General features: G+C 49.2%; 22 protein-coding genes. 5 read left to right on the top strand and 17 right to left on the bottom strand.

Features of this window, described 5'->3' with window-relative positions:
* Window positions 1-14 precede the first annotated feature (14 nt).
* From SHK35_RS05870 to SHK35_RS05850, 5 genes are all read right to left on the bottom strand, one after another.
* Window positions 15-1178: a galactokinase gene (locus tag SHK35_RS05870; RefSeq protein WP_318705584.1), complete on the bottom strand. Its 1164-nt coding sequence runs from the start codon at window positions 1176-1178 to the stop codon at window positions 15-17.
* 144 nt (window positions 1179-1322) lie between these two features.
* Window positions 1323-2213 carry an AraC family transcriptional regulator gene (locus tag SHK35_RS05865; protein ID WP_318705582.1) on the bottom strand — a complete coding sequence of 297 codons (891 nt, stop codon included), beginning with the start codon at window positions 2211-2213 and terminating at the stop codon, window positions 1323-1325.
* On the bottom strand, window positions 2213-3349 hold the full coding sequence (locus SHK35_RS05860; RefSeq protein WP_318709081.1) for an aldo/keto reductase: 1137 nt from the start codon (window positions 3347-3349) through the stop codon (window positions 2213-2215). Before SHK35_RS05860 ends, SHK35_RS05865 begins: the two co-directional genes overlap by 1 nt.
* Entirely contained in the window at window positions 3349-4320 is a 972-nt protein-coding gene (locus SHK35_RS05855) for an MDR/zinc-dependent alcohol dehydrogenase-like family protein (protein WP_318709053.1), read from the bottom strand. Before SHK35_RS05855 ends, SHK35_RS05860 begins: the two co-directional genes overlap by 1 nt.
* Complete coding sequence (locus tag SHK35_RS05850) at window positions 4317-5573, bottom strand: CapA family protein (RefSeq protein ID WP_318709051.1); 1257 nt, start codon at window positions 5571-5573, stop codon at window positions 4317-4319. The genes SHK35_RS05855 and SHK35_RS05850 overlap by 4 nt, the downstream gene beginning before the upstream one ends.
* Window positions 5574-5803: 230 nt before the next feature.
* Between SHK35_RS05850 and SHK35_RS05845 the strand changes: the two genes are divergently transcribed.
* The 3 genes from SHK35_RS05845 to SHK35_RS05835 all read left to right on the top strand — a co-directional run bounded on the left by SHK35_RS05845 (window position 5804) and on the right by SHK35_RS05835 (window position 7967).
* Complete coding sequence (locus tag SHK35_RS05845) at window positions 5804-6517, top strand: response regulator transcription factor (protein ID WP_318709050.1); 714 nt, start codon at window positions 5804-5806, stop codon at window positions 6515-6517.
* On the top strand, window positions 6507-7556 hold the full coding sequence (locus SHK35_RS05840) for a sensor histidine kinase (RefSeq protein WP_318709048.1): 1050 nt from the start codon (window positions 6507-6509) through the stop codon (window positions 7554-7556). Before SHK35_RS05845 ends, SHK35_RS05840 begins: the two co-directional genes overlap by 11 nt.
* An 81-nt stretch (window positions 7557-7637) precedes the next feature.
* On the top strand, window positions 7638-7967 hold the full coding sequence (locus tag SHK35_RS05835; protein ID WP_318705576.1) for a hypothetical protein: 330 nt from the start codon (window positions 7638-7640) through the stop codon (window positions 7965-7967).
* 62 nt (window positions 7968-8029) lie between these two features.
* Here SHK35_RS05835 and SHK35_RS05830 read toward each other — a convergent pair whose 3' ends face one another.
* The 6 genes from SHK35_RS05830 to SHK35_RS05805 all read right to left on the bottom strand — a co-directional run bounded on the left by SHK35_RS05830 (window position 8030) and on the right by SHK35_RS05805 (window position 13471).
* On the bottom strand, window positions 8030-9292 hold the full coding sequence (locus SHK35_RS05830; RefSeq protein ID WP_318709046.1) for a permease prefix domain 1-containing protein: 1263 nt from the start codon (window positions 9290-9292) through the stop codon (window positions 8030-8032).
* Window positions 9279-9620 carry a PadR family transcriptional regulator gene (locus SHK35_RS05825; RefSeq protein WP_318709044.1) on the bottom strand — a complete coding sequence of 114 codons (342 nt, stop codon included), beginning with the start codon at window positions 9618-9620 and terminating at the stop codon, window positions 9279-9281. Before SHK35_RS05825 ends, SHK35_RS05830 begins: the two co-directional genes overlap by 14 nt.
* 166 nt (window positions 9621-9786) lie before the next feature.
* Window positions 9787-10095, bottom strand: a complete 309-nt coding sequence (locus SHK35_RS05820) for a hypothetical protein (protein ID WP_318705627.1) — start codon at window positions 10093-10095, stop codon at window positions 9787-9789.
* Between the two features lie 15 nt (window positions 10096-10110).
* A complete protein-coding gene (locus SHK35_RS05815; protein WP_318709042.1) occupies window positions 10111-11559 on the bottom strand; it encodes an LCP family protein in 1449 nt (482 codons plus the stop codon).
* 171 nt (window positions 11560-11730) lie between these two features.
* Window positions 11731-12342 (bottom strand): glycerol-3-phosphate acyltransferase, encoded by a 612-nt coding sequence (locus SHK35_RS05810; RefSeq protein ID WP_318709040.1) that lies wholly within the window; start codon window positions 12340-12342, stop codon window positions 11731-11733.
* Window positions 12343-12349: 7 nt separating this feature from the next.
* Window positions 12350-13471 (bottom strand): MGDG synthase family glycosyltransferase, encoded by a 1122-nt coding sequence (locus tag SHK35_RS05805; RefSeq protein WP_318709039.1) that lies wholly within the window; start codon window positions 13469-13471, stop codon window positions 12350-12352.
* Window positions 13472-13613: 142 nt separating this feature from the next.
* On the opposite strand from SHK35_RS05805, the gene SHK35_RS05800 reads away from it, so the two are divergent.
* A complete protein-coding gene (locus tag SHK35_RS05800; protein ID WP_318709038.1) occupies window positions 13614-14954 on the top strand; it encodes a glycosyltransferase in 1341 nt (446 codons plus the stop codon).
* Here SHK35_RS05800 and SHK35_RS05795 read toward each other — a convergent pair.
* The 3 genes from SHK35_RS05795 to eno are packed head-to-tail and all read right to left on the bottom strand — an operon-like array spanning window position 14951 to window position 18715.
* Window positions 14951-17071: a heavy metal translocating P-type ATPase gene (locus SHK35_RS05795; RefSeq protein WP_318709036.1), complete on the bottom strand. Its 2121-nt coding sequence runs from the start codon at window positions 17069-17071 to the stop codon at window positions 14951-14953. The two genes, SHK35_RS05800 and SHK35_RS05795, sit on opposite strands and share 4 nt — an antisense overlap.
* The gene (locus SHK35_RS05790; RefSeq protein WP_318705634.1) at window positions 17068-17364 is read right to left on the bottom strand and encodes a DUF6110 family protein; all 297 of its coding nucleotides are present in this window, start codon (window positions 17362-17364) and stop codon (window positions 17068-17070) included. Before SHK35_RS05790 ends, SHK35_RS05795 begins: the two co-directional genes overlap by 4 nt.
* Window positions 17365-17419: 55 nt before the next feature.
* On the bottom strand, window positions 17420-18715 hold the full coding sequence (eno, locus tag SHK35_RS05785) for a phosphopyruvate hydratase (protein WP_318709034.1): 1296 nt from the start codon (window positions 18713-18715) through the stop codon (window positions 17420-17422).
* A 199-nt stretch (window positions 18716-18914) separates the two neighbouring features.
* On the opposite strand from eno, the gene SHK35_RS05780 reads away from it, so the two are divergent.
* Window positions 18915-20024 (top strand): GGDEF domain-containing protein, encoded by a 1110-nt coding sequence (locus SHK35_RS05780; protein WP_318705225.1) that lies wholly within the window; start codon window positions 18915-18917, stop codon window positions 20022-20024.
* An 18-nt stretch (window positions 20025-20042) separates the two neighbouring features.
* Here the strand turns inward: SHK35_RS05780 and SHK35_RS05775 are convergent, their stop codons facing one another.
* From SHK35_RS05775 to SHK35_RS05765, 3 genes are all read right to left on the bottom strand, one after another.
* A complete protein-coding gene (locus SHK35_RS05775; protein WP_318709033.1) occupies window positions 20043-20666 on the bottom strand; it encodes an alpha/beta fold hydrolase in 624 nt (207 codons plus the stop codon).
* A 134-nt stretch (window positions 20667-20800) separates the two neighbouring features.
* Complete coding sequence (locus SHK35_RS05770) at window positions 20801-21445, bottom strand: TetR/AcrR family transcriptional regulator (protein ID WP_318709032.1); 645 nt, start codon at window positions 21443-21445, stop codon at window positions 20801-20803.
* 64 nt (window positions 21446-21509) lie between these two features.
* Complete coding sequence (locus SHK35_RS05765) at window positions 21510-22229, bottom strand: tocopherol cyclase family protein (protein ID WP_318709031.1); 720 nt, start codon at window positions 22227-22229, stop codon at window positions 21510-21512.
* Between the last annotated feature and the right edge of the window lie 844 nt (window positions 22230-23073).

The following is a 23073-nucleotide window of genomic DNA, read 5'->3' as shown; positions in this document are numbered from 1 at the left end:
GTGCTGAGCACCCGTCAGATGCGGCAGGGGCCGTCTCCAATCTCCACCACATAAAAGTCAGCGGCATATCCGATTTTTGCTTCATAGGCTCTGCCCACCTGTTCAATGAAAGCATCGATGGCGTCGTCCCGCACAATACTCACCGTGCAGCCTCCAAAGCCTGCGCCCGTCATGCGGGAGCCGATCACGCCCTCCACCTTCCAGGCTTCCTCCACCAGGGTGTCCAGCTCTATGCCCGTCACCTCATAATCATCCCGAAGGGACACATGAGAAGCATTCATCAGCTCTCCAAACCGCTTCACATCGTTATTCTTCAAGGCCGAAACCGCCTGAATGGTGCGCTGGTTTTCATAAACCGCATGCTTTGCCCTTTTTCTCCTCACATCGCTCCCTATGGCATCCTTATATTTCTCAAAGGTCTCTTCATCCAGATCTCCCAGGGTATTGATCTTTACCACCTTTTGAAGCTCTGCCAGCGCCGTTTCGCATTCGCTTCTGCGCTCGTTGTATTTAGAGTCCCCAAGACCTCTTTTTTTGTTGCTGCAGGCAATGACGATCTTGGCGTTTTCCAGCTTGATGGGCGCATATTCAAAGGACAAATCTGCAGTGTCCAGAAAAATAGCGTGATCCTTTTTGCCCATTGCAATGGCAAACTGATCCATAATGCCGCAGTTTACCTTATTAAAATTATTTTCGGAAAACTGTCCGATCAAAGCCAGATCCTGATTGCTTACCTCAAAACCGAAAAAGTCCCGGAGAATAAATCCCGTGAGCACCTCCAGGGAAGCAGAGGAGGAAAGTCCTGATCCGTTTGGAATATTTCCGTTCAAAAGAAGGTCCATGCCAAAGGGAATCTCCATGCCCCTTTCTCCAAAGGCCCACATCACGCCCTTGGGGTAATTGGTCCAGCCTGCCTCCCTGCTGGGAACCAGATCGTCCAGAGAGGATTCTATCACTCCCAGCTTTTCAAAATTCATGGAGAAAAACCGCAGCTTTCTGTCCTGCCTTTTGCGGGCTGCGCCATAAGTGCCAATGGTCAGCGCACAGGGAAATACATGTCCCCCATTGTAATCGGTATGCTCTCCGATCAGATTCACTCTTCCCGGCGCAAAGTAGGTCGCTGCCCCTTCTCCATCGCCAAAAACCTCCGCAAATTTCGCCAAAATCGTTTCCTTCATCCTACACCTACACCTTTCCGGCCCAGCCCAAGCGCCAGGCGCTAAGTCTTTCCTTATGTTTTCATTATACAAAAGGCAAAGGGAAATACCACATCATTATGTTTTTTGAACCTGTCAAAATGTTGTATTATGAGAAGCCAGTCCTCATTTTTGCTCCAGAAGCTGGGCGATGAGATGCTCTACCTCCTTAAGCTGCTCTCTTGTGCTCTCTCTGTGGCTTTCCTTCCGGTATCTGGAGGGAGACATGCCCCGCATGGCGTGAAAGGCCTTGGAAAAGACCACCGCATCGCTGTAGCCGCAGGAGAGCGCAATGCTTTCTATGGGATAATCCGTGGAGTCCAAAAGCTCCCTGGCCTTGGTGATACGGAAGGTGGTGAGAAACTGCTGAGGGGACATGCCCAGATAGCTTTGAAACAGGGTGTAAAGATAGCTTCTGTTAATACACACATATTCCGCCACGTCCGTGACCTTTATGGGATTACAGTAATTGCTCTGAATAAAGGACACCGCCTTCTTCACATACTGATTTCCCTTGTCCTCCTCCTCCCTGGCCACCACCCCCGCATTTTCGGCAATCACAGACAAAAACACGCCCAGCAGGCCGTTGCGCCGCAGATCGTCCGCCACGCCAAAGGTATTGTGCTCCATCATATCCCTCACAATGGAGTACAGCTCCTCGGACTTATCGCAGGCAAAGATGGGATGCCGTCCCGACAGCCCCATTGCGTTTAAATATTCCTCTGCCCTGCTGCCCGCAAAGCCCACCCACAGATAGCTCCAGGGCTCCTTTTCATCCGCCTGATAAAAGGCCAGCTCATTGGGCTGTATAAGAAAGCCGTAGCCTGCCTCCAGCCGGTATTCCTTATCGTGAAACTTAAAAATGCCTTTCCCACTGAGCACATAATGAATCAGATAGTGGGGCTTGGAGGCCGGTCCAAAGCTGTGCAGACTCTGGGTTTGAGAACAGCCGCAGCAGTTTACATACAGGCTTCCCACCTTATCATTTTCAAAATCCAGCTTAAACGCCTTCTCCATCAGCGCACCATTTCCTTTTGTTCCAGATCCGCCTGCACCCTTTCCAAGTCAGCCCGGATGGATAGCTTCTGGGGGCAGGCCTGCTCGCATTTCCCGCATTTGACACAGTTTTTGGCCTGTCCCTTTTCTCCGATTTCCACCTCCCAGGCATGCTTTACCATATTGTAATTCTGATAGATATGGTAGGTGTTCCACGCCTTGAAGCATCCCGGAATATCCACGCCTGCCGGACAGGGCATGCAATAACGGCAGCCGGTACAGCCGTTGCGCACCCGGCTGTTTAAAATTTCCACCACTTCCTCCACAAGCTGTCTTTCCTCACCCGTCAGGGGATGGAAATCACTGAAGGTGCCCAGATTATCCTCCACCTGCTCCATGGTGGACATACCGCTTAAAATTACCTTCACATTGGGCAGGCTGCCCACCCAGCGAAGGGCGTAGGATGCAATGGATGCCTTTTCGTTCTGGCTCTTAAATTTCTCCGTGATGTCCTCCCCAAAGGAAGCCAGGGAGCCTCCCTTCACCGGCTCCATCACCACCAGGGGAATCTGCTTTTTCGCAGTCAGTTCATAGCCCTTCAGTCCCGCCTGTTCCCCGGCATCCATATAGTTTAACTGAATCTGGCAGAAATCCCAGTCCCTGTAATTCACAATCTCCTCAAACACCTCATAGCTGTCATGAAAGGAAAATCCCAGATACCTGATTTTGCCCTGGGCCTTTAGCTGCTCCAGCCGCTCTATGCAGCCTATTTTTTTCATGGCCTCCCACCGCTCTTTATCAAGAGCGTGCATCAGATAAAAATCAATATGATCCGTCCTAAGCCTGGAAAGCTGCTCCTCAAAAAGTCTGTCAACATCCCCGGTCTCCTTCACCAGCCACACCGGGAGCTTAGTGGCAAGATAAAAGGAATCCCTGTCATATTTCTGCAGCACCCTTCCCACAAAGGGCTCGCTTTCTTTGTTATGATAGGGATATGCCGTATCAATGTAATTTACGCCCCCCTTGATGGCTGTATCCAGCAGCTTCTCTGCCTCCTCTTCGTCGATCCTTCCCTCTGCCGTCACCGGAAAGCGCATACAGCCAAAGCCTAGCAGCGAGGTTTCAATTCCCAGCTTTTCCAATTTTCTCTTTTCCATCATTTATCATCTTTCCTTTCATTCTGCCGCGTGAGCGGCTTTGTAATCAAAAATCCCGCCTTAAAGCCCTCATAGGCGAAGGCCTCTTTATACTGTGCAAGCTCAAACAAGGTAATGTCAGGAAAAACTGCCTTCCCAGAGGCCAGCGCCTCCAGGGCCGGTGCAAAGGGGCCGCAGCGGCTTCCCACAATACTGATCTCATTTACGGCGATCAGGCTCATGGGAAGGGTGGTTTCTCCGGCATAGGTGCTTTTTAATACAATGGTTCCCTTTTTCCGCACCATTTCAAGGGCCTGCCGGATTCCCGAGGGGGAGCCTGTGGCCTCCACCACGATCTCATAGCCCTCCTTCTCCCAGTTGGTGCTCACCTGGGCAAAGGGCTCAAAAAGCTTAAGCTTCTCGGGATGCTTTCCGATGACAACAACCTCCTTTCCCACCGCGTTCATGGCCTGAGCCACGCAGTAGGAGAGCCTGCCGTCCCCGAGAATGGCTACGTTTTTCTCCGGTGTGAGGGTGACCTGAGTCATGATCTCAAAGGCGGCTGCAAGGGGCTCCGTGTAAATGGCCGCCTTGGTGGCAAGCCCATCTGGCACCACATGAAGCAGCTTTGTATCAATGGTCATATATTCCCCAAAGCAGCCATCCTTTTGGTGCATTCCCAGCACTCTGCGGCTGCTGCAGTGGGTGGGCCTCCCCGTGCGGCAATAGATACAATGTCCGCAGGAGGCGTTCAGCTCTCCCACCACCCGCTTTCCTGCCAGCTTCGGGTCGGGGGAGCTTTCCACCACTCCCACAAATTCATGACCCATGATGCCCTGAAAATCCGGCCTGTAGCCCTTTAAGATTTCCTTGTCCGTGTTGCACACCGCAGCCATCAAAATCCGCACCAGGCTTTCCCCCGATTCTGGGACCGGCATAGGCAGATCCTCCCGATAAGCCGCTTCTTTTCCGTCAAAATAAATTCCTCTCATCTATAACCCTCCTGATCAAATTCCACCCCGAAGGCTTTGCTGTACCCGTTTATTTTTTCCAATATCCGCAAGGCCTCCTGTCCCTTTGCAGGGGTTGGCTTAAAGTCATTTCTGCTGCTTGTGGAGCTGACAGAGCAGGGAATCACCCGCACAGAGGATTCCTCCTGCTTTTCGCCATCTACAAAGGTAAAGGTCTGCTGAAAGATCATACAGTCCTTATCCGTCGGATTTCGATTGGCCCCAAAGCAGAAGTTGCCCAGGCTGTACACGATATATTTTCCCTGGTACTCCTCAATTCCCTGAAGCACATGGGGATGGTGTCCTATCACAAGATCCGCTCCCCAGTCGATACACTTCTTCCCCAGACTCTTCTGATAGTCCTCCGGCTCGTATTCTCCCTCCACGCCCCAGTGGCAGCACACGAGAATCACATCCGCCCCCTGCTCTTTCAGTCCTGTGATCCCCTCCTGTATGGTTTTTTCCACGGCAGCTCCCTGGGAGACCTCATTTACAGACACAATTCCGATCTTAATTCCCTTCACCTCGTAAATACCTGTATTTTCCTCAAAGGCGTAGACGATGCCTTCCTTCTCAAGGGCCGCCACCGTATCATCGCTTCCCTGTGTCCCATAGTCCAGTCTGTGATTGTTTCCCATGCTCACAGCCTCCACGCTGCCCCTTGTGAGAATCCCCGCATAACCAGGGTCTCCCTTGATACTGTAGACCTGTCCTTCCCTGGCATTCTCCGAATCCGTCAGCGGCCCCTCCAGATTCACGATGGTCATATCGTCCTGGCTGAAAATATCGTATACATTTTCAAAAAAGTAACTGTCGTCCGCTGCCTGATCGTAGGCCTGTCTGAAGGAGTAGCCGTAATCCTGCTCCTTGTGATTGCCCAGGGCCGTATCTCCTGCGGCAGAAATGGTGATGGTCACAACCTCGGGGCCGTCCGTTTCCTCCAAGGCTGCATTTCCTCCCTGCTCCACCCCTTCTTCTGTGCTAAGAGAGGTGGTCTCCTGGACGGGAGGCACTTTGTTTTCCTCGTTGTACTCTTTTTCCTCGTTTTCCTCTTTGTTATCCTCTTCGTTGTCCTCCTGGGCGCCATACCCGCCGATGGGCTGGGCCAGGTCCTGATAGCTGACGGCGGGCACCTGGATGGAAAGGTCGTCCCCGCAGGCAATCAACGCTGTCATAACAGCTGTGGGGAAAAGCATCCCCAAAAGCAGTCTCCGCATTTTCCTTTTGCGTCTCATATACTCTCCTCACATCCTGCTCCGCTCCCAAAACGGGCACGGAAATTCTGCTTATTTTTATTTTAGCACGCCCCCTTTCGCACTACAAGTTGAATGTTTTTTGCCCCTTGAAAAAGTCAATTTTCAAGCTCCTTGAAGGAAACGCAGAAATATTATATAGTGTTTTTAAAGCAATGATCCGGAGGGCACACGGTCAGTTAGGAAGAATGAAAAAGCGAAAGGAGCCTGTTATGGAACACGGAAAAAATAAAATTCTTGTGGCCGACGACGACAAGGAAATCAGAGATATCTTATCTATGCTTTTGACACAGGAGGGCTATGAGGTTGTGCTGGCAAAGGACGGCAGGGAGGTTTTGGAGAAAGCGGAGGAAACCATTGACTTATATCTTCTGGACGTAAGTATGCCTGCCATGTCCGGATTCTCCGCCGGCACACAGCTGAGAAAGCGCTTTATGGCCCCGATCATTTTTCTGACGGCGTATTCCGAGGAATCTGACAAAATGCTGGGGTTTTCGGCCGGTGCAGATGATTATGTGACAAAGCCCTTTTCCAATGCGGAGCTTCTCATACGGATCAAATCTCTGCTGCGCAGGGTTCAGCAATACTCTCTTCCAAGCCCAGAGGCTTCGGGGAACCGGACGGGTCATTCCGGCAAAATTTTCTTTCGTGATCTTGTGATCGATCAGGAGAGCCAATCTGTGACCAAGGACGGGGAGCTTATTGTTCTCACCTACACGGAATTCAAAATACTGGAGCTTTTGGCGCTTCACCCCGGAAAGCTTTTTTCTCTTGATAATATTTACCAAAGCGTGTGGCAGGAGCAGGCAGTGGGAGATGAAACCATTATGGTGCATATTAAAAATATCAGGAAAAAATTGGGAGACAATTCCAGAACTCCCCAATATATCAAAACTGCCTGGGGAAAGGGATACTATGTGGAATAAAGCAAAGCCCTCCAAAAAGAGAAAGAAATTAAAGACGGAGCTGGTGGAGCTGATCTGTGCCAGCTTTTTGATATCCGCTTTTTTTTACCTGTTTTTAAGCTATACCTCCGAATCCCTTGCGGACACCTATCTGAGCGCCAATGGAATTGTCTTAGATTTGGCGACCCGGGATGTTCTGACGGCCTGGATGAAAACGATCTGCTTTTTTGCCTGCATCATTATTTTTATTGTAATTTTCCTGGTATTGTTTGGGCAGAAAATTGCATATCTCCTTACTATCATCGATGGAATTGAGCGGCTTCGGGAAGCAGAAATGGATTTTGAGATTGCGCTGGAGGGCAATGATGAGCTGACACAGCTGGCGGAAAGCATTAATTTCCTCTCCCGCTCCCAAAGAGAGCTCCAAGAGAAGGAGCAGGCCTTTCATGCGGAGCGGGAGGAGCTGATCCACAGTCTCTCCCACGATATACGCACACCGCTGACTTCCATACTTTCCTATTCTGAATATATGGAAAGCAGGGATACACTGACAGAGGAAAATTTTCGTGAATATCTTGGGCTGGTGAGAAAAAAGGCAGAGCAGATCAAGACCCTTTCGGAGCTGCTTTTGGGGAAAGAAAGAAGGAAACCGGAAAAAGTAGAAAATGGCCTTCTTTTCCTGGAGCAGCTTGCGGCAGAATGGTCTGATGGCCTGGAAGAAGGCTTTGCATGTCAGACCGATTTAAGCCAGTGCCAAAATTTTCAGGCATATTTGGATATCAATGAAATGAAGCGGATTTTCGACAATCTTCTCTCCAATGTGGAAAAGTATGCGGACCCCGCAGACCGGGTGAGCCTGCTGATAGGAACCAAAGATGGGCTTCTCACCCTCATTCAGCGCAACAAAAAAAGCAAAATCCTCCATCAGGGAGAAAGCTTGAAGCTGGGGCTAAAAAGCATTCAGGGAATCGCCAAAGCTTACGGAGGTTCCATGGAAATCAAAGAGGACGCAGACAATTTTGAAATTACAATACAAATCCCACTGCGGCAGGAGCTTTAGAATTCTTCAGAATTCTCTTTTAAATTTCTTCAAGTCTTCCAGGTATCCTATTGGTATCAAAAGAGAAAGCGAGGAAACAAAATGTTAGGACTTTATTTTTTAATGTTTGTGGCAATGAGTGTCATCAGTATTTTAGGGATATTGCTTTTATTTCTTTTAAAGAGTGAGCAAGGGAAAAAGGCTGTCTTTTATTTTCTGGTCTTTTGGGGCATGGCGATCGCGGTGCTTGGCGCCACGAGCCTTCCCTCCAATTATATTGCAGAGCAGCTGATTTCCTGGGCCTTTGGTCTTTTGAGCATAGCGGCCCTGCTGATCCGGCTTCGCGCCAAAGAAAAGAGCCTTAGCCTGACGGCGCATATTCTGGTGTCCATTTCCGTGGCTGCCGGAATGCTCAAGCTCTTTTTCTTCTAGCACACGGCCCCCTGAAAACCCTTGGCATCCTGGATTTTCAGGGGGCTGCAGCGCATCCCGGATTATGCTGCTACATCCGTATTTCGATAAACAGACAGATACAGGCCAAGCAGAGTATAGCAGACAGCGTTTGCCGTCCATCCCGGAAACAGGAAGGGAATCACTGCCTCGCTATAGGGTATCAGGCCAAGATTGCACAAAATATGAAGCACAGTGGGCAGAAACAGCCCCAGAAGGCAGGCTGCTCCCAATATCCCGCCAAATACATTTTTCTGTTTTTTCACCCCGGACGCCATCTGTACAAACATGACTGCCAGTCCGGCCACCGCAAAAGCCGCCGCCACAATTCCAAATCTTTCCAACAGCAGAAGAAAAGCCAGAGCTCCCTCCCAGGGAAAGGACATGTCCTTTCCTCCCACCATCTGCAGATTCTGCAGAATCTGGCGTATTCCCTCCACAATATAAGAGCTCTCCCAGCCCCCATTCCATAAGGCCTCCAGTCTGGCTGCCTGATAGGTATTTCCCTGTTTCAAAATGTACCAGGCAAAAGCACAGACGCCCCCGCCTGCCGTCAAAAGCAAAGTCCCAAAGCCGGAAAATGGTGAAATTTCAAACCATCCCTTTGCCACACAGAAGGAAAGCAGCAGGATACCTGCAAGCCCCATTGTCATCACCGAAAAGAACCGGCCGGTGCAAAAAAGGAAAACCAGCGCTCCCGCCGCCAGCCATGCAAGGCACAATAACAGGCCAGGCAGACGCTTTTTCCGGTAATGATAAATGACGCCCCCATAAGCCGGAAGAAAAAGAGCAAGCAGCAGGTACTGGATGAGTTCTGCCCCTCCCTCTCTTCCTGCAATCCTCTCTACCGGAAGCATAGCAGCCAGGAGAAACACAATCCATACCGTCAAGGGTCTTCTGCAAAGCCAGGTATAATCCACAAACAAAATTCCCGTCATAAGAACCACTCCCAAAAGCACAGGAAGTGCAGTGAAGGCTGCGCCCCTTAAGGTCCATTCCCCATTTCCCTGGGCCATAACCAGCATATTCTGCAAAAAGCAGGCAGCCGGGGAAAAGATGCCCACCAGCGCAAGCACCTTTACATCCATTCTGGGCCTGTGGATGCGGTCCATCTCTCTGCCCACCTCCACCGCGTCCCCCATCTGTCTTACTGCCGCAAGCTCTGCCGAAGCCTCATCCATTCCCGTCTCCACATAGGCCTGTTTTTGATCCGCAATATGGTCTGCAAGCTCCTTCGCCACCATCGCCCGGGCTCTTTTACAGCGCATCTGTGCCGTGACCACGGCTATATATTCAGACAAATCCATAGCCGCCACCTCCGATGACTCCTCTGACTCCCCGGGAATATTCCTCCCATTCCTTTTGTTTGGCCAAAGACAGCTTTTTCCCCTCCTTGGTAATGCTGTAATACTTTCTGGTCTTTCCTCCAGCTTCCCTTTCGTAGGATTTTACAAGTCCCTTGCTTTCCATGGCATGAAGCAGAGGATACAGGGTGCCCGCCTTTAATTCAAAAACATTCTCAGAACGTTCTCTTAAGGTCTCTATCATTTCATATCCATATAAATCCTTTTCCTCCAGCAGCTTTAAAAGCAGCATAGTCATACTTCCTGAAACAAGACTTTTGTCAACCGCCATTTTTCTTCTTCCTTTCCTGTTTTTTAATCATCATTTTTGACATAGATAGGCTGCCTATATACTACTTACAGTATATATAGGCAGCCTATCTATGTCAAGTGCCTCTATTCACTTTTTACAAGCTGTTACAGCTGCTTTCTTCAGGCAATTCCCTTCTCTGTACGTATTACCTTCTCTTCAAAAGCTTCCTCTCAATGGCCTGATACAAAACCATCACAATGACAGCCTCCGCCACAATTCCCAGAGTACAGAGGCTGCTGACGATTCCCTGGGTGGTCACCATAAAATAAATGGTGATTTCCGCAGCTATGCCAAAGCCAATAATCAACGCCCCGCAGAGACGATTGTATTTCTTTACGTCCGTCACCTGAATGGGCCGCTTATTAAACACCTTATTTCGTTCCTCCGCGCAAAAGGTTCTGACACCCAGCATAAGGCAGATCACACCTACAAACACAAACAAAATGGTAGCCATCTTCCGCTTCCTCCTTTACTGTGCGCTCTCTCCATATATATTTTCCCGAAGATAGGCCTTATTGGCTTCAAAGTCTACCTCTAAAACTGCCATCTGGCGGATCGTGGCGTTGGAGTAGGTTCCCTCTAAGGGAATGCTGTTTTGTATGATATCGTAGCTTAAAAGCTTATACGCCATGAGGCTTAAGCGGAAGCATTCTCCCTGGGTCAGATTGGTTGTGAGATTGGGCATCAGGCCGCCCATCAATTCACCGGGATTGGTCAAAAGGGCAGAGGGTAGCTTCCCGATCACAGCAGAAAGCACCTTTCTTTGTCTCTCCGTTCTCCCAAAGTCCGTTCCCAGATATCTGTTTCTGCAATAGGCCAAAGCCTGAGGCCCGTTTAAATGCACCAGCCCACTCTGGGAGGTATCCATGTAATCCGTTCCCTCCGGACGGCCTAACAGCATATTATATTCCACCAGATAGCCGTTTACATATTCGATTTCTTCGCTGGTCAGCTCCAGGTCCACACCCCCCACAGCGTCCACCAGATTTGCAAAGGCTTCAAAATTTACCAGCACATAACGGTTCACGGTAATGTCAAAATTCTGCTCGACGGTCTCCATGAGAAGCTCCGCCCCTCCAAAGGAATAGGCGGCGTTGAGCCGGTTATTGTCATGTCCCGGAATTTCCACATACATATCACGAAGCAGAGAGGTCATATAAATTTTCTTTGTTTTATTGCTGATGGAAAGCAGAATCATGGCGTCCGAGCGTCCGTCCTCGCCGTTTTCCCGGGAATCATTTCCAATCAGCAGAATATTGACTACCCCTTCCTCCTTCATGGGCTGTGCAGACACCGATTCTACAGGTTCATAGTTCATCTGGGCATAAACCGCGCCCACCGCCAGATATAAGCCTCCTGCCAGAAAAACCAGAAGCACCGCAACGGTGATGAGAAATTTCTTAAGACCTGACCTTTTCTTTTTTCTCTTTTTCTGCTTTCTCTCTGCGGGCTGTGAGGCTTTGCCCTTTGTCTCCGTCTGCGCCTCTTTTTTGCGGGAGCTCTTTCCTGCTGCTTTGGCGTTCCCTCCCGATGCTTTGGCGTTCTTTCCCCCGGATGTCTTGGAGCCTTTTTTCCCCTGACCTGCAGTTCTCTGGCGCGTATCCCGGGAATAGGTTTGTGTCTTTCTGTCTCTTACAGGCTCCCCGCTGTCCCAATCCTCAAAATAATCCTCTGTGTTTCTTCTGTTGTCCTGTCTCCTGCCTCTGTCTGACGAACCGATAATATCAATCTCCTTTTCCTGGTTTTCTTCTTCTCCTATGGTAAAAAGCTGGGGCTGTCTGCTTGTGCCGCCTGTATCCTTTTCATCCTGCATTTCCTTAAGCTCCTGCTGCAGAAACGCTTCCAGCCCTTTTTGAATCTGCTCCATCTCGTTTATGGAATCTCTGCCTGAATCCTTATTTGTAAAATCCTTGCTCATCCTATCATCCTTTTTATGCTGAGAAAGGCTGCAGAAGCCAAAAAGACCTCCTGCAGCCGGTTTTCTTTTCTGGCGATGCCTTCTGCGTCTTTAAGAATAACATATCTTTTCCGCTTCGTCACCAGACAGACCATAAAATTTTCTTAAAAAAACCGAAAATCATCCCGCTCTCTACCGCGCGCTCCCCAAAATCCTGATTTTCAGCTTCTCTCCCTGATAGCGCACAAAGTGCTTGTGAATCACAATCAGCGAAATTCCCAGACAGCCGGCCACAATGCTCTCCATGGGCACGGTGCACAGCACTCCTGCAAAAAACAGCAAAAAGGTAATCACCGACCGGAAGAAATGGGGCTGTATGATAATAATAAGTGAAAATCCCAGGTAAAAGGCCGCCAGCAAAAGCACCGGCGTCCAGATGGGGAGCAATCCCAGCAGTACCCCAAAGGACACCGCAATGGATTTTCCGCCCTTTTTCAGGTTCCAGAAGGGATAGGCGTGACCCAAAACCGGCGCCGCCAGTATCAATGCAAAGGCGCTTCTTGCAGGGTCTACCGCCCCAAAGGCAAGATGCACGGGGATAAAGCCCTTTAAAAGCTCCAGACAAAGCACCAGAATTCCCATAGGCACCCCCGCGCATTTAAATACATTGGCCGTCCCCGGATTCCCATCGTCGCTTTCCTTTGTCACATCCACCTTTTTGAAATATTTGGGAAGCAGATAGCCATACAATACGCTTCCCGAAAGATATCCTGCCACTACAAATAAAATTTCTCTTGTCGTCACTGCTTCCTCACCCCTGTAACTGTGCCAGCTCCCGTAACAATCCGTAAATTTTGTTCACCGAATCCGGCTTCACATTCCTCTCCTGGGCCTGTATCATATCCTGTCTGAGCTTTTCTTTTTCCAACAGCTTTCTGCCGGCCTTCACCTGTCCAAAAAAGCTTCTTCTTCCCACAGACATGCCTCTGGACTGGAAAAACTCCAGATTCCGGTTTTCACAGCCCGGTATGGGCTTGGTATGTACGATGGGAATATGCCGCACCGCAGCCTCAGTACTGCTTAGGCCTCCGGGCTTGGTAAAGATCACATCGCAGGCCGCCATATAATCCGCCACCTGATCCGTATACCCTAAAATCTTTACGCTCTCTCTGCCGCCCAGCTCCTGAGCCAGTCTATCCTTGAGCTTTTGGTTATTGCCGCAGATTACAATAATTTCTTCCTTTTCCATCAGCCGTCTTGCCAGCTCCAGCACGAAAATCTGTATCATGCCAAAGCCCATGCTTCCGCCCATCACCAGATAAATGCGATGATCCATTGCAAGCCCCAGATTCTTTCTGGCCTGGACCCTGTCCGGCCGCTCTAAAAATGCCAGGCGCACCGGGATTCCCCAGGGAAGCAGTTTTTCCTGCGGTATGCCCCGGTCTGTAAACTCGCCCCTCAGATCCTCGTGAGGAATCACGTAATAGTCACAGTCCGTCTCCTCCCAGAAAGGAATGCAGGTGTAATCAGTACACACCGCCACCACGCTCTGGGCAAGCCAGCCTTTTCTTTTCATATAAGTCAGGGTTTCCGCCGGATAAAGATGGGGCGTCACAATTACATCAAAATCATTTTCCTCCAGATAGCGCCGCAGGCTTTTTGCCACCAGCGCACAGGCAAAATACACAGGAGATTTCCTCTTTGGAGAAGAAATCAGGCCCCCCAGCTTATAAACAAAGCCAAACAGACCGGGAACACCCTTTACCACATTGATATAGGTCTGGCTGACCGCCCTTGACACTCTTTTTCCCTTTAAAAGCATCATATCAAGCATCACAGCCTGATCGCCTTGTTTTTCCACAAATTCCTTTACCGCCCTGCCAGCCGAGTTATGTCCCTCGCCGGTATCGCAGGATAAAATCAAAACCTTCATCCCTCATCCCTCGTTTGTCTGATTCCCAAGTATCATACATCTTACCACAGATCGCTTTTTTTTACCAGATGCACTTGCTAAGTGTACAAATTTGATATTATAATGCTTAACAGTGATAAATTCTCAAAAGGAGTATGGGGAAATGGAGCCTACTGTCAGTATCATTGTTCCGGTCTATAATGGGGAAAAGTACATCAGGCGCTGTGTGGACAGCATTCTTCATCAGGAGTATACAGACTATGAGCTTTTGCTTACAGATGACGGAAGCACGGATTCCTCTGGAAAAATCTGTGACGAATATGCCGCCATGGATTCCCGGGTCCGGGTGTTTCACAAGCCCAATACCGGCGTTTCAGACACCAGAAATTATGCCATGGACCGGGCCAGGGGCACGTATCTGCAGTTTGTAGACAGCGACGACTGGCTGACTCCTGACGCTACTAAGCTTTTTGTCAGGGCCGCAGCAGAGCACCACTGCGATATGGTCATCGCCGATTTCTACCGTGTGGTGGGGAAACGGATTTCCCACAAGGGGGATATCGAGGAGGAAGGGGTTTTGGGCAGAGAGGCTTACGCCGCCCATATGATGGCAAATCCCGCAGATTTTTACTACGGCGTACTGTGGAACAAGCTTTACCGCCGGGATATTGTAAAGAAGCATCAGCTTCGCATGGACGCAGCCTTAAGCTGGTGCGAGGATTTCCTGTTTAATCTGGAATATATTTACCACGCCAAAACCTTCTACGCCCTTCAGGCTCCTGTATACTATTATGTAAAAACGGAAGGCTCACTGGTCAGCCAGGGCATGAGTCTGTCTAAAACCATAAAGATGAAGCTTTTGATGTTTGACTACTACAACAATTTTTATAAAAATATTCTGGACGAAGAGGAATACGAAAAAAACCGCCTGCAGGTTTACAGCTTTCTGGTGAAGGCTGCCACGGACGGTCTGGTTCCCCTGTCCATTCTGCCTGGCTCTAAAAAACTGGGGGATGAGCGCACCGGCATTTTCTCCGGGGCAGTTGACAGCGACGGAATCATTATGGAAGCTTACAGAGAACGCAAGCTTTTAGAACGTTATATGGAGACCATCGCTGTTAAAAACGATCTGACCTTAAACGATGTAAAGGTGCTTTTTTATTTAAGCCAGTACAGTCGCTTTCAGAGCAGGAAGGAGCTGGCGGATTTTGTAAATCTGTCACGCCGCGCCCTCTCTGTAAGCCTTCAGCGGCTGGTCTCCAAGGGGTATCTGCGCATGGAAGAGCTTCGGGAAAAGAAGGCCGAAAGCAAGGGAAAGAAGGAGGTTTCGGACAAAATTCTCTCCTTTCAGTTCCTTCCCCCCTGCGACGGCATTCTGGAAGAATTTGCCACTGCCCAAAATGATTACGATCAGGTTCGTTTTCAGGGCTTTACCGAGGAAGAGCTGATCCGCTACGCCTGTCTCAATGAAAAAATAAAGGAAAATATCCGCAAAATACTCTAGGAGGCTTCCTCTCTTTCTTTTGCAGGAAGGCTTGCTTCTGTCTCCGGCAGATTTTCCATGCTTTTTAAGCTGATGGCAATGGTGGAGGTGTTGTGTAAAAGCGCGGAAGCCGCAGGCTGTATCACCCCGGCCGTCCCAAGGGCAATGAGACCGGCGTTAAAGCCTACAATCAGCCTGTAATTCTTCTTTATACGCCCCACCATAGCATTGCTGAGCAGTTTCAGCTTCACAATTCCGTACAGATTTTCTCCGGCTATGGTCACATCTGCAATCTCTCTGGCAAGCTCCGCTCCGTCGCTGACAGCGATACCCACGTCCGCATGGGAGAGCGCCAGAGAGTCGTTGATACCGTCTCCCACCATCACAACCTTCCGGCCAAGGGCCTTTTCCTTTTCCACATACCGGGCTTTATCCTCCGGCAGCACCTCAAAGTAGTATTCATCCAGCTTAAGTTTCCCGGCAATGGCCCGGGCGGTTCTCTCACTGTCCCCAGTCATCATGACGATTTTTTTTAGCCCCGCCTTTCTCAGCGCATCTACGACCTCCGCCGCCTCCTTACGCAGGGGATCCTCTATGCAGATCACTGCTGCCAGACGATTTTCCAGGGCCAGATAAAGATGGGAATACTCCTCTGGCAGCCTGTCAAATACCTGGTGCATATTTTCCGGTATCACGCAGTGCTCATCCTCCAAAATGAAATGATAGCTGCCGATCACTGCCCGCTTTCCCTGGATGGTGGTGGCAATGCCATGGGCCACTATGTAATCCACCTTGGAGTGCATTTCCTCATGCACAAGGCCTCTCTCCTTTGCAGCCTCCACCACGGCTCTGGCCATGGAATGGGGGAAATGCTCCTCCATGCAGGCCGCTATACGCAAAAGCTCATTTTCCTCCATTCCGTTGAAGGAAATCACCTTCGCCACGCGGGGACGGGCTTTTGTCAGGGTGCCTGTCTTGTCAAATACAATGGTGTCCGCCTCCGCCATGGCCTCCAGATATTTTCCGCCTTTTACGGCAATGCTTTCAGCGCCGGCCTGTCTGATGGCCGACAGCACCGTAATGGGCATGGCAAGCTTCAAGGCGCAGGAAAAATCCACCATGAGAAAGGAAAGAGCCTTGGTCATATTTCTGGTAACCAGGTAGGTGAGCGCCGTGCCAAGCAAAGAATAGGGCACCAGTCTATCAGCCAGGTGTTCCGCCTTGCTCTCCAGAGAGGATTTCAGCTTTTCCGACTCTTCGATCATAGTCACAATCTTCTCATACCGGCTTGCCCCGGCAGTCTCTCTGACGCAGATGGAAAGCTCTCCCTCCTCCAGCACAGTACCTGCATATACATAGCTGCCCGGTCCTTTTCTCACAGTGAGAGATTCCCCCGTCAAAGAAGCCTGATTCACCATGGCCTCTCCCTGAACCACCTCTCCGTCAAAGGGAATGACACTTCCCATGCGCACCCGGATTTTATCCTGCTTGTGCACATCAGACGCCGGAATCAGTATTTCCCCGCCGTCCTCCCTCACAAGCCACACCTTTTCTGTGTGAAGCGCCATGCTTCTGGCCAGGTCTCCCACCGATTTCTTATGAGTCCATTCCTCCAAAATTCCGCCCATGTGAAGAAGAAACATAATGGAGCCCGCTGTGCTCATATCCGCTCTCAGCATGCTCGCTGTGATGGCCACTGCATCCAGCACCGGCACCTCAATCCGTCTTTTCAAAAGCAGTCTTAAGCCCCTCCAGACATATCTGCAGGAGCGAAAGCCCGTGAGAATAAAGCTTAAGGGATAAGGCAAAAACAGCTTTTTTCCATAGTGGAGCACTATGGCAGTGACCAGTTTTTCCTGATAGAACCGGTTCATGGCCCTTCCGGAATTTTGGAAAACTTCCTCGGGAACCCTGGTTTTTTCATAGCAAAACCGCTGCAGCGCTTCTATCACCTGCTGTTTGCCTCTTTGATAGCAGATCACCGCATCCTGGGTTCTCTCATAAACCTTTGCCTTCTCCACAAAGGCAAGGCTTTCAAGATAGTACAGAAGCGTATCCGCCTCCCTGCAGCTCATACGCTTCTGTACCATATGGACGCGCAGGCGTCCCCTTCCTTCATGCTTAATTACAAACCTCATTCTTCTGCGCCTTCTTTATTGCTCTTCACAGTCTCAGAGGTATCCGCGTACTCCATTTGAGCAGCCTCCCTCTCCTCATTGATCTGCAGCGCATCCGCATAGATATCCTCACAGTTTTCCTGAAGCTTCGTCACTGTGTTCATCACACATTCTCTGGCTCTGAGGGCGGCAGCAGCACAGCTTGTATAAAATTTCTTGGCGTCCTTACTGGACAAGAGCTTGATTCCCGCAGTGCCAAAGAGAACTCCTGCCGCAAAAATTCCAGTTTTCTTTCCATCAAACTTAAATGACATATTGTTTCCTCCCATTTTAAAACATCTCCATTGAGAAATTCTGTTAAGCTAAACCTCAGCGTTTTACATTAAAGGCTCCCATCCCGGGATAAACTGCCGCCACCCCAAGGGCTTCCTCAATGCGCAGCAGCTGGTTGTATTTTGCCACCCGCTCTGTTCTGCTGGGAGCGCCTGTTTTGATCTGGCAGGTGTTTAACGCCACCGCCAAATCCGCAATGGTGGTGTCCTCGGTTTCACCGGAGCGGTGGGAGGAAATTGCCGTATAGCCTTCCTTGTGCGCCATTTTAATGGCCTCAAGGGTCTCTGAAACGGAGCCGATCTGGTTCAGCTTGATTAAAATAGCGTTGCCGCAGCCTAATTCAATTCCCTTTTTCAGCCTTTCGGTATTGGTCACAAACAGGTCGTCTCCTACCAGCTGTACCTTATCTCCCAATTCCTTTGTGAGAAGCTGCCAGCCCTCCCAGTCCTCTTCGTCCAGTGCATCCTCTATGGAGATAATAGGGTATTTTTCCACTAAGCCCTTCCAGTGGGCAATCAGCTCCCTGGAGGTAAACTGAAGCCCCGACTTAGGCAGTATGTATTCGCCCTTCTTTGTGCCCTTCCACTCGCTGGAAGCTGCGTCCATTGCCAGCATAAAATCCTTTCCCGGCTCATATCCCGCCTTTTCCACTGCCTTTAAAATATATTGGAGAGCCTCCTCGTCACTGGCAAGGTCCGGCGCAAAGCCGCCCTCGTCCCCAACAGAGGTGGCAAGTCCCTTTTCCTTTAACAGAGCCGCCAGCGCGTGAAATACTTCCGTACACCAGCGCAGTCCCTCCCGGAAGCTTGCAGCTCCCACCGGCATGATCATAAATTCCTGCACATCCACAGTGTTTGCCGCATGGGCTCCTCCGTTTAAAATATTCATCATAGGTACGGGAAGCCGGTTGCCGGAAACGCCTCCTAAAAACCGGTACAGCGGAATGTCCAGGGAAATGGCAGCTGCTCTGGCCGCTGCAATGGAAACCGCCAGAATGGCGTTTGCCCCCAGCTTCGACTTATCCTTAGTGCCGTCTGCCCGGATCATGGCCTGATCTACGGCGTAAATATCGGAAGCGTCCATTCCCGACACAGCTTCCCCAATCACCGTATTGATATTTTCCACCGCCTTGGACACACCCTTTCCAAGATATCTGGATTTGTCATTGTCCCGAAGCTCCAGGGCCTCGAATTCTCCTGTGGACGCGCCGCTGGGAGCCATGCCTCTCCCTGTGCTTCCGTCCGCCAAAGTCACCTCCGCCTCAACGGTAGGATTTCCTCTGGAGTCTATGATTTCCCTTCCGATTACCTTTACAATCTGCAGATCCTTCATTTTCTGAAATCTCCTTTCTGAGGGAACGCTTTCTGCACATCCCCGTCTTTATATCCCTTTTTAGGATAAAAGAATTTTTCAGGGAAATCAATGGGCTTCCGGGACCCTAAATGTTGAATTTTTCTCAGTATTACAGTATAATTTTAAATTAGCAGATTTTTGAACTTTTAAATGATTCTTACATAAAAGGGGGTTCCAGATGAGAAAACTTTTGATTAAGCCCGCCCTTTTTGCAGCGCGCAGCCGACAGTATTTTTCCATGTCAAAAAAGCAGATTGCGGATGACAATGCCATTTTGCTGCGTTACTGCTCCTGGGCATTCTGTATCTTTTTGCTGTTATACAGTATCCTTACCTGGATGTTAATGCCCAATAGGATTCTGATCTGGTGTTATCTCATTTTCGGCGCTGCCGCCGCAGGCTTTTTACTCTTTGCCGAACGCTGCTGCCGAGCCGCCGATAAATCCTATGGGGTGATTCGAAATGCCTGTATATTGTTTGTATGTACGATTCTCGCCTATGCTATCAGCATCAGCGTTTTCCCTTTTCCCAGCCAGCCGGCCATTTTCTTTCCCCTAAGTCTGGTATTGGTTTGTGTTTTGTTTATTCTGCCCTTTTATACCATGGCGTTCCTTCTTACAGGAGCTTTTTTTGTCTTTCTTGTACTCGTTCTGCTTTTTAAAACACCGCGCAGCATCAGCTATGATCTGTTTAGCGGTGTCACCGCCTTGATTTTAGTCTATTTTTTACTTTATATCATTACGGATCTGCGGCTGAGAAGCGGAGAGTCGTTAGTGAAGCTGGAGGTGCTCAACCGGACAGATCCTCTCACTGGTCTGCCCAACAGACGCTGGGCCTCCGAAAATATGCCTCCCTGCTTTCGCCGCTGTCAGAAAATGCAGCTGCCCGTTGCCGCCATGATGCTTGACATTGACGATTTCAAAAAATACAACGATACCCTGGGACATCAGGCAGGAGATACCTGCCTGAAAATCATCGGCGAAATCATACTCTCCTATTCCAGGGATCTGGGCATTCGCGCGGCAAGATATGGAGGCGAGGAATTTCTTTTCCTTTTGGGAGACTGCTCCAAGAAGGAGGCTCTGTCTGCGGCCTGGGGCCTGCTGGAGCGTGTGCGGGATCGCGCAATTCCCGGGCCAGACGGAAGCGTCACGGTAAGTGTAGGTGTAGCCGTTATGTTTCCTTCCATGGACAGCACCATGGAGGAGCTGATCGGCCAGGCCGACGCAGCTTTATACCATTCCAAGAGAATCGGCAAAAATCAGGTGACCCTGGCGGAGGTGGATTGAGAGGGGCAGTGCAGCTGTCTAGCTTTGAAACCATGCCTCTTTTATAAAACCCGCCAAGGCTGCGGGAGCGTCTATATTCACCTCGTGACCTGCATTGTCAATGAAAGACAATTTTGCATTTGGAATCAAGTCTGCCAGCATTCTTGCGGCATTTTGATTTGCTCTATCCTTCCGCCCGCAGAGAATGAAGGAAGGACAGGTTATCTCATGCAGCAGAGGCGTAAAGTCTATCCTCTTCATGGATGCTGTCAATGTAATCATATCTCTTTTTGAAAAGCCCATTTCGTAAAACATCTTTTGGGGCAGAATGCGGAATACCATATTCTGAACGGATAAAAGCAGTTTCGGCATTTTATATTGGGGAGCAATCAGCATGAGAGACTTTACTTTTTCCGGATGATTCAGGGCATACTGTAATGCCACAACAGCGCCCAGGGAAATGCCGCACAGGCATAAGGGCGTCTCCATGCGGTTACATTCGCTTTCAAATGCCTGATAGAGATTTTCGTATGTCATCTGTTTATCTCCTGCAATCGCTGCTAAACAAGGCCGATAAATTTGCACGTCTGTTGGAAGCTGGGCTGTTACCTGATCCCAGCTTGACGGAGTCTGCCCAAGTCCGTGTATAAAAATATAGCTCATTTTTGCCTCCCTTCCGAAGCGTTTTTGTGCTGAGGAACACGTGTGGAATCTCCAATTCTGCACCTCTATTCATACATTCTGAATGAATGTATATCAGGAAACAAAAAAGCCTTTTATTCAGGCATCTTCTTGTTCTATAGCTTTGAGATCTGGCAAATTCTTGCCTTTATAAGCCCTTCCAGCTCCTCGTCAATGATGGGAACTCCCATTTTCTCAAGCATTTCCTTAAAAAATAGAAACTTATGGAGCATTTCTTCCTCTGTTGCAGGAAAGATATTGGGATAAAGCCACACATCGCCCAGCAAAGGAATCAGCTCTGCGATTTCCTTGGGATATTCTGTCTGAATGGAGCCATCCGCAATTCCTTCTTCTATCAAATCCAGCCATAACGGCGTGAGATTCTGACGGTCAGATTTTATCATTTCTGCAAAGACACGGGGGTTTTTCAATAAAGGAAGCGCCTCCATATGAAGCTGCTTTTCCTGGGTATTTCGTTGGTTCAGCTTAACCGCTTCCCGCATTTTCTGTAATGCGTTCAAGTCCTTTTTCTGCTTCACAAGCACCAACGGATTATTGTCAGAAGAAAGTTTCTCACTTAAAGCGCAGATGATATCCTCTTTGGACTTAAAATGATGGTAGACCGCTCCCTTTGTCAGGCCATTCAGCCCGTCCACGATATCCTGGATGGTTGTATTTTCATATCCCTTTTCCAGAAAAAGGCGCCCGGATACCTCCAGTATCCGCTCTACGGTCACTTCCGGGTATTTGTTTCGTGCCACTTACTTGTTCTCCTGCTTATACATTCATTTGGTATGTTTATTATATACACCCGAATTTTGTTTGTCAAGATACGCAGGAGGGATATTCAAATTCAAAAGAGGCCTTGTCTGTTTGAAAAGAAAAAATTGTGCGGCCTTTTTTGCGGAAGCGGTAGAATGCCCGGCAGGCCGCGCTTTCATGGATTGTCCTCACCATATCCCCCTGGGACGGCGCCTTCAAAGGATGGGAAAAGGCCTTAATGAGCCTTGCCTCCAGCTCCAGATTTCCCTGGACAATACAAACCTTTTTATTTTGAATCCTTTCTGCTCTGGCTCCAAGATAGGTAGCAAACCGATACTCCCGCTCCATCCATATCACAACTCCTATAATACCGGTGAAATGTATGCCCATAATGGGAATATCCGCCACTGCCAGCATTAAAGACCCACCGGGAAAACAACATTGGGTCCAGATATATTTTTTCGGAAATGACACCCCTCTGTCTCCCTCCCAATATCCCCGGGCATTTTTAAACAAGTATTTCTCTCCATTAATAGATACGGTGCCATTTACCAAGTGCCCCATGCTCCACACTCTGTGGCGGCATTCCATAAAGGGCACCAGCGCAAAAGGACCCATAATATCATATTTCAAAGGAAGAAGAGAACCAAACTTCAGCTTCCCTTCCACAGTCACCTGTGCTGTATGCGCTGACAGCCGGATGCCCTTCTCACTAAATTGGTTTTTCCCGATAGAAATGTGTTTTCCCACACAGCGGAATTCATCTGCTTTATATGGAATCATCCAGGTTTCTTGATCTGTAATTATCTGAATGGAACAGGTGCGCTTTCGCCCTGTTCTATGATAAGCGGGTATCACTGCCAATGTCTGTGTGTCGGACTGACACTTTAAATACCATCCAAAAAAGAAGCCGTACAATTCTTTTCCCTCCACGAAAAATAATTTTTATTTTTCACTGATAGCATTTATTTATTCATTTCTCACGGCAAAATCCATCTCTTGTATCTATTTTTTCAGATTGAATCTGCGGATTTGGGGTGCTTTTATTATAAGAAGGGTTATCAATAATATTATAGAATATTTTTATATAAGAGAACACAATCAAAGAACGTGAAGCTATGCTGTGGAAGAGGTGTGAATTCTAATTTTTTCTTCTCGAAGGGAAATGATTTTTAATCATAATGAATAAGAAACAAGAAGCCACGCCTCTATAGGGGATTTTAATCCGCGCTCCCACGGGGGGAGCGACCAGACCCCTCAGAATAATCTACAAGCATTTTGTCATTTCAATCCACGCTCCCGCCAGGGGAGCGACGCTGAAAAATCAACGTCATACACCACAGTATAGTATTTCAACCCACGCTCCCGCGAGGGGAGCGACAATGAGCGCCCTGAATGTCCCAGAGGCAGAGATCATATTTCAACCCACGCTCCCGCCGGGGGAGCGACCTGTGACTGCGGCCAGAAGCTGGACTGGGGTGATATTTCAACCCACGCTCCCGCCAGGGGAGCGACACAGTACATTACCATCCGATAAAACAAATTTTGAGATTTCAACCCACGCCCCCGCGAGGGGAGCGACAGTGCATATCCGAGAGAGTGCTATTTTCAGTTAAATTTCAACCCA

The sequence above is a fragment of the Candidatus Acetatifactor stercoripullorum genome (assembly GCF_944382095.1).
GTDB classification, from domain to species: domain Bacteria; phylum Bacillota; class Clostridia; order Lachnospirales; family Lachnospiraceae; genus Acetatifactor; species Acetatifactor stercoripullorum.
This window is presented reverse-complemented; position numbering and strand designations above follow the sequence as displayed.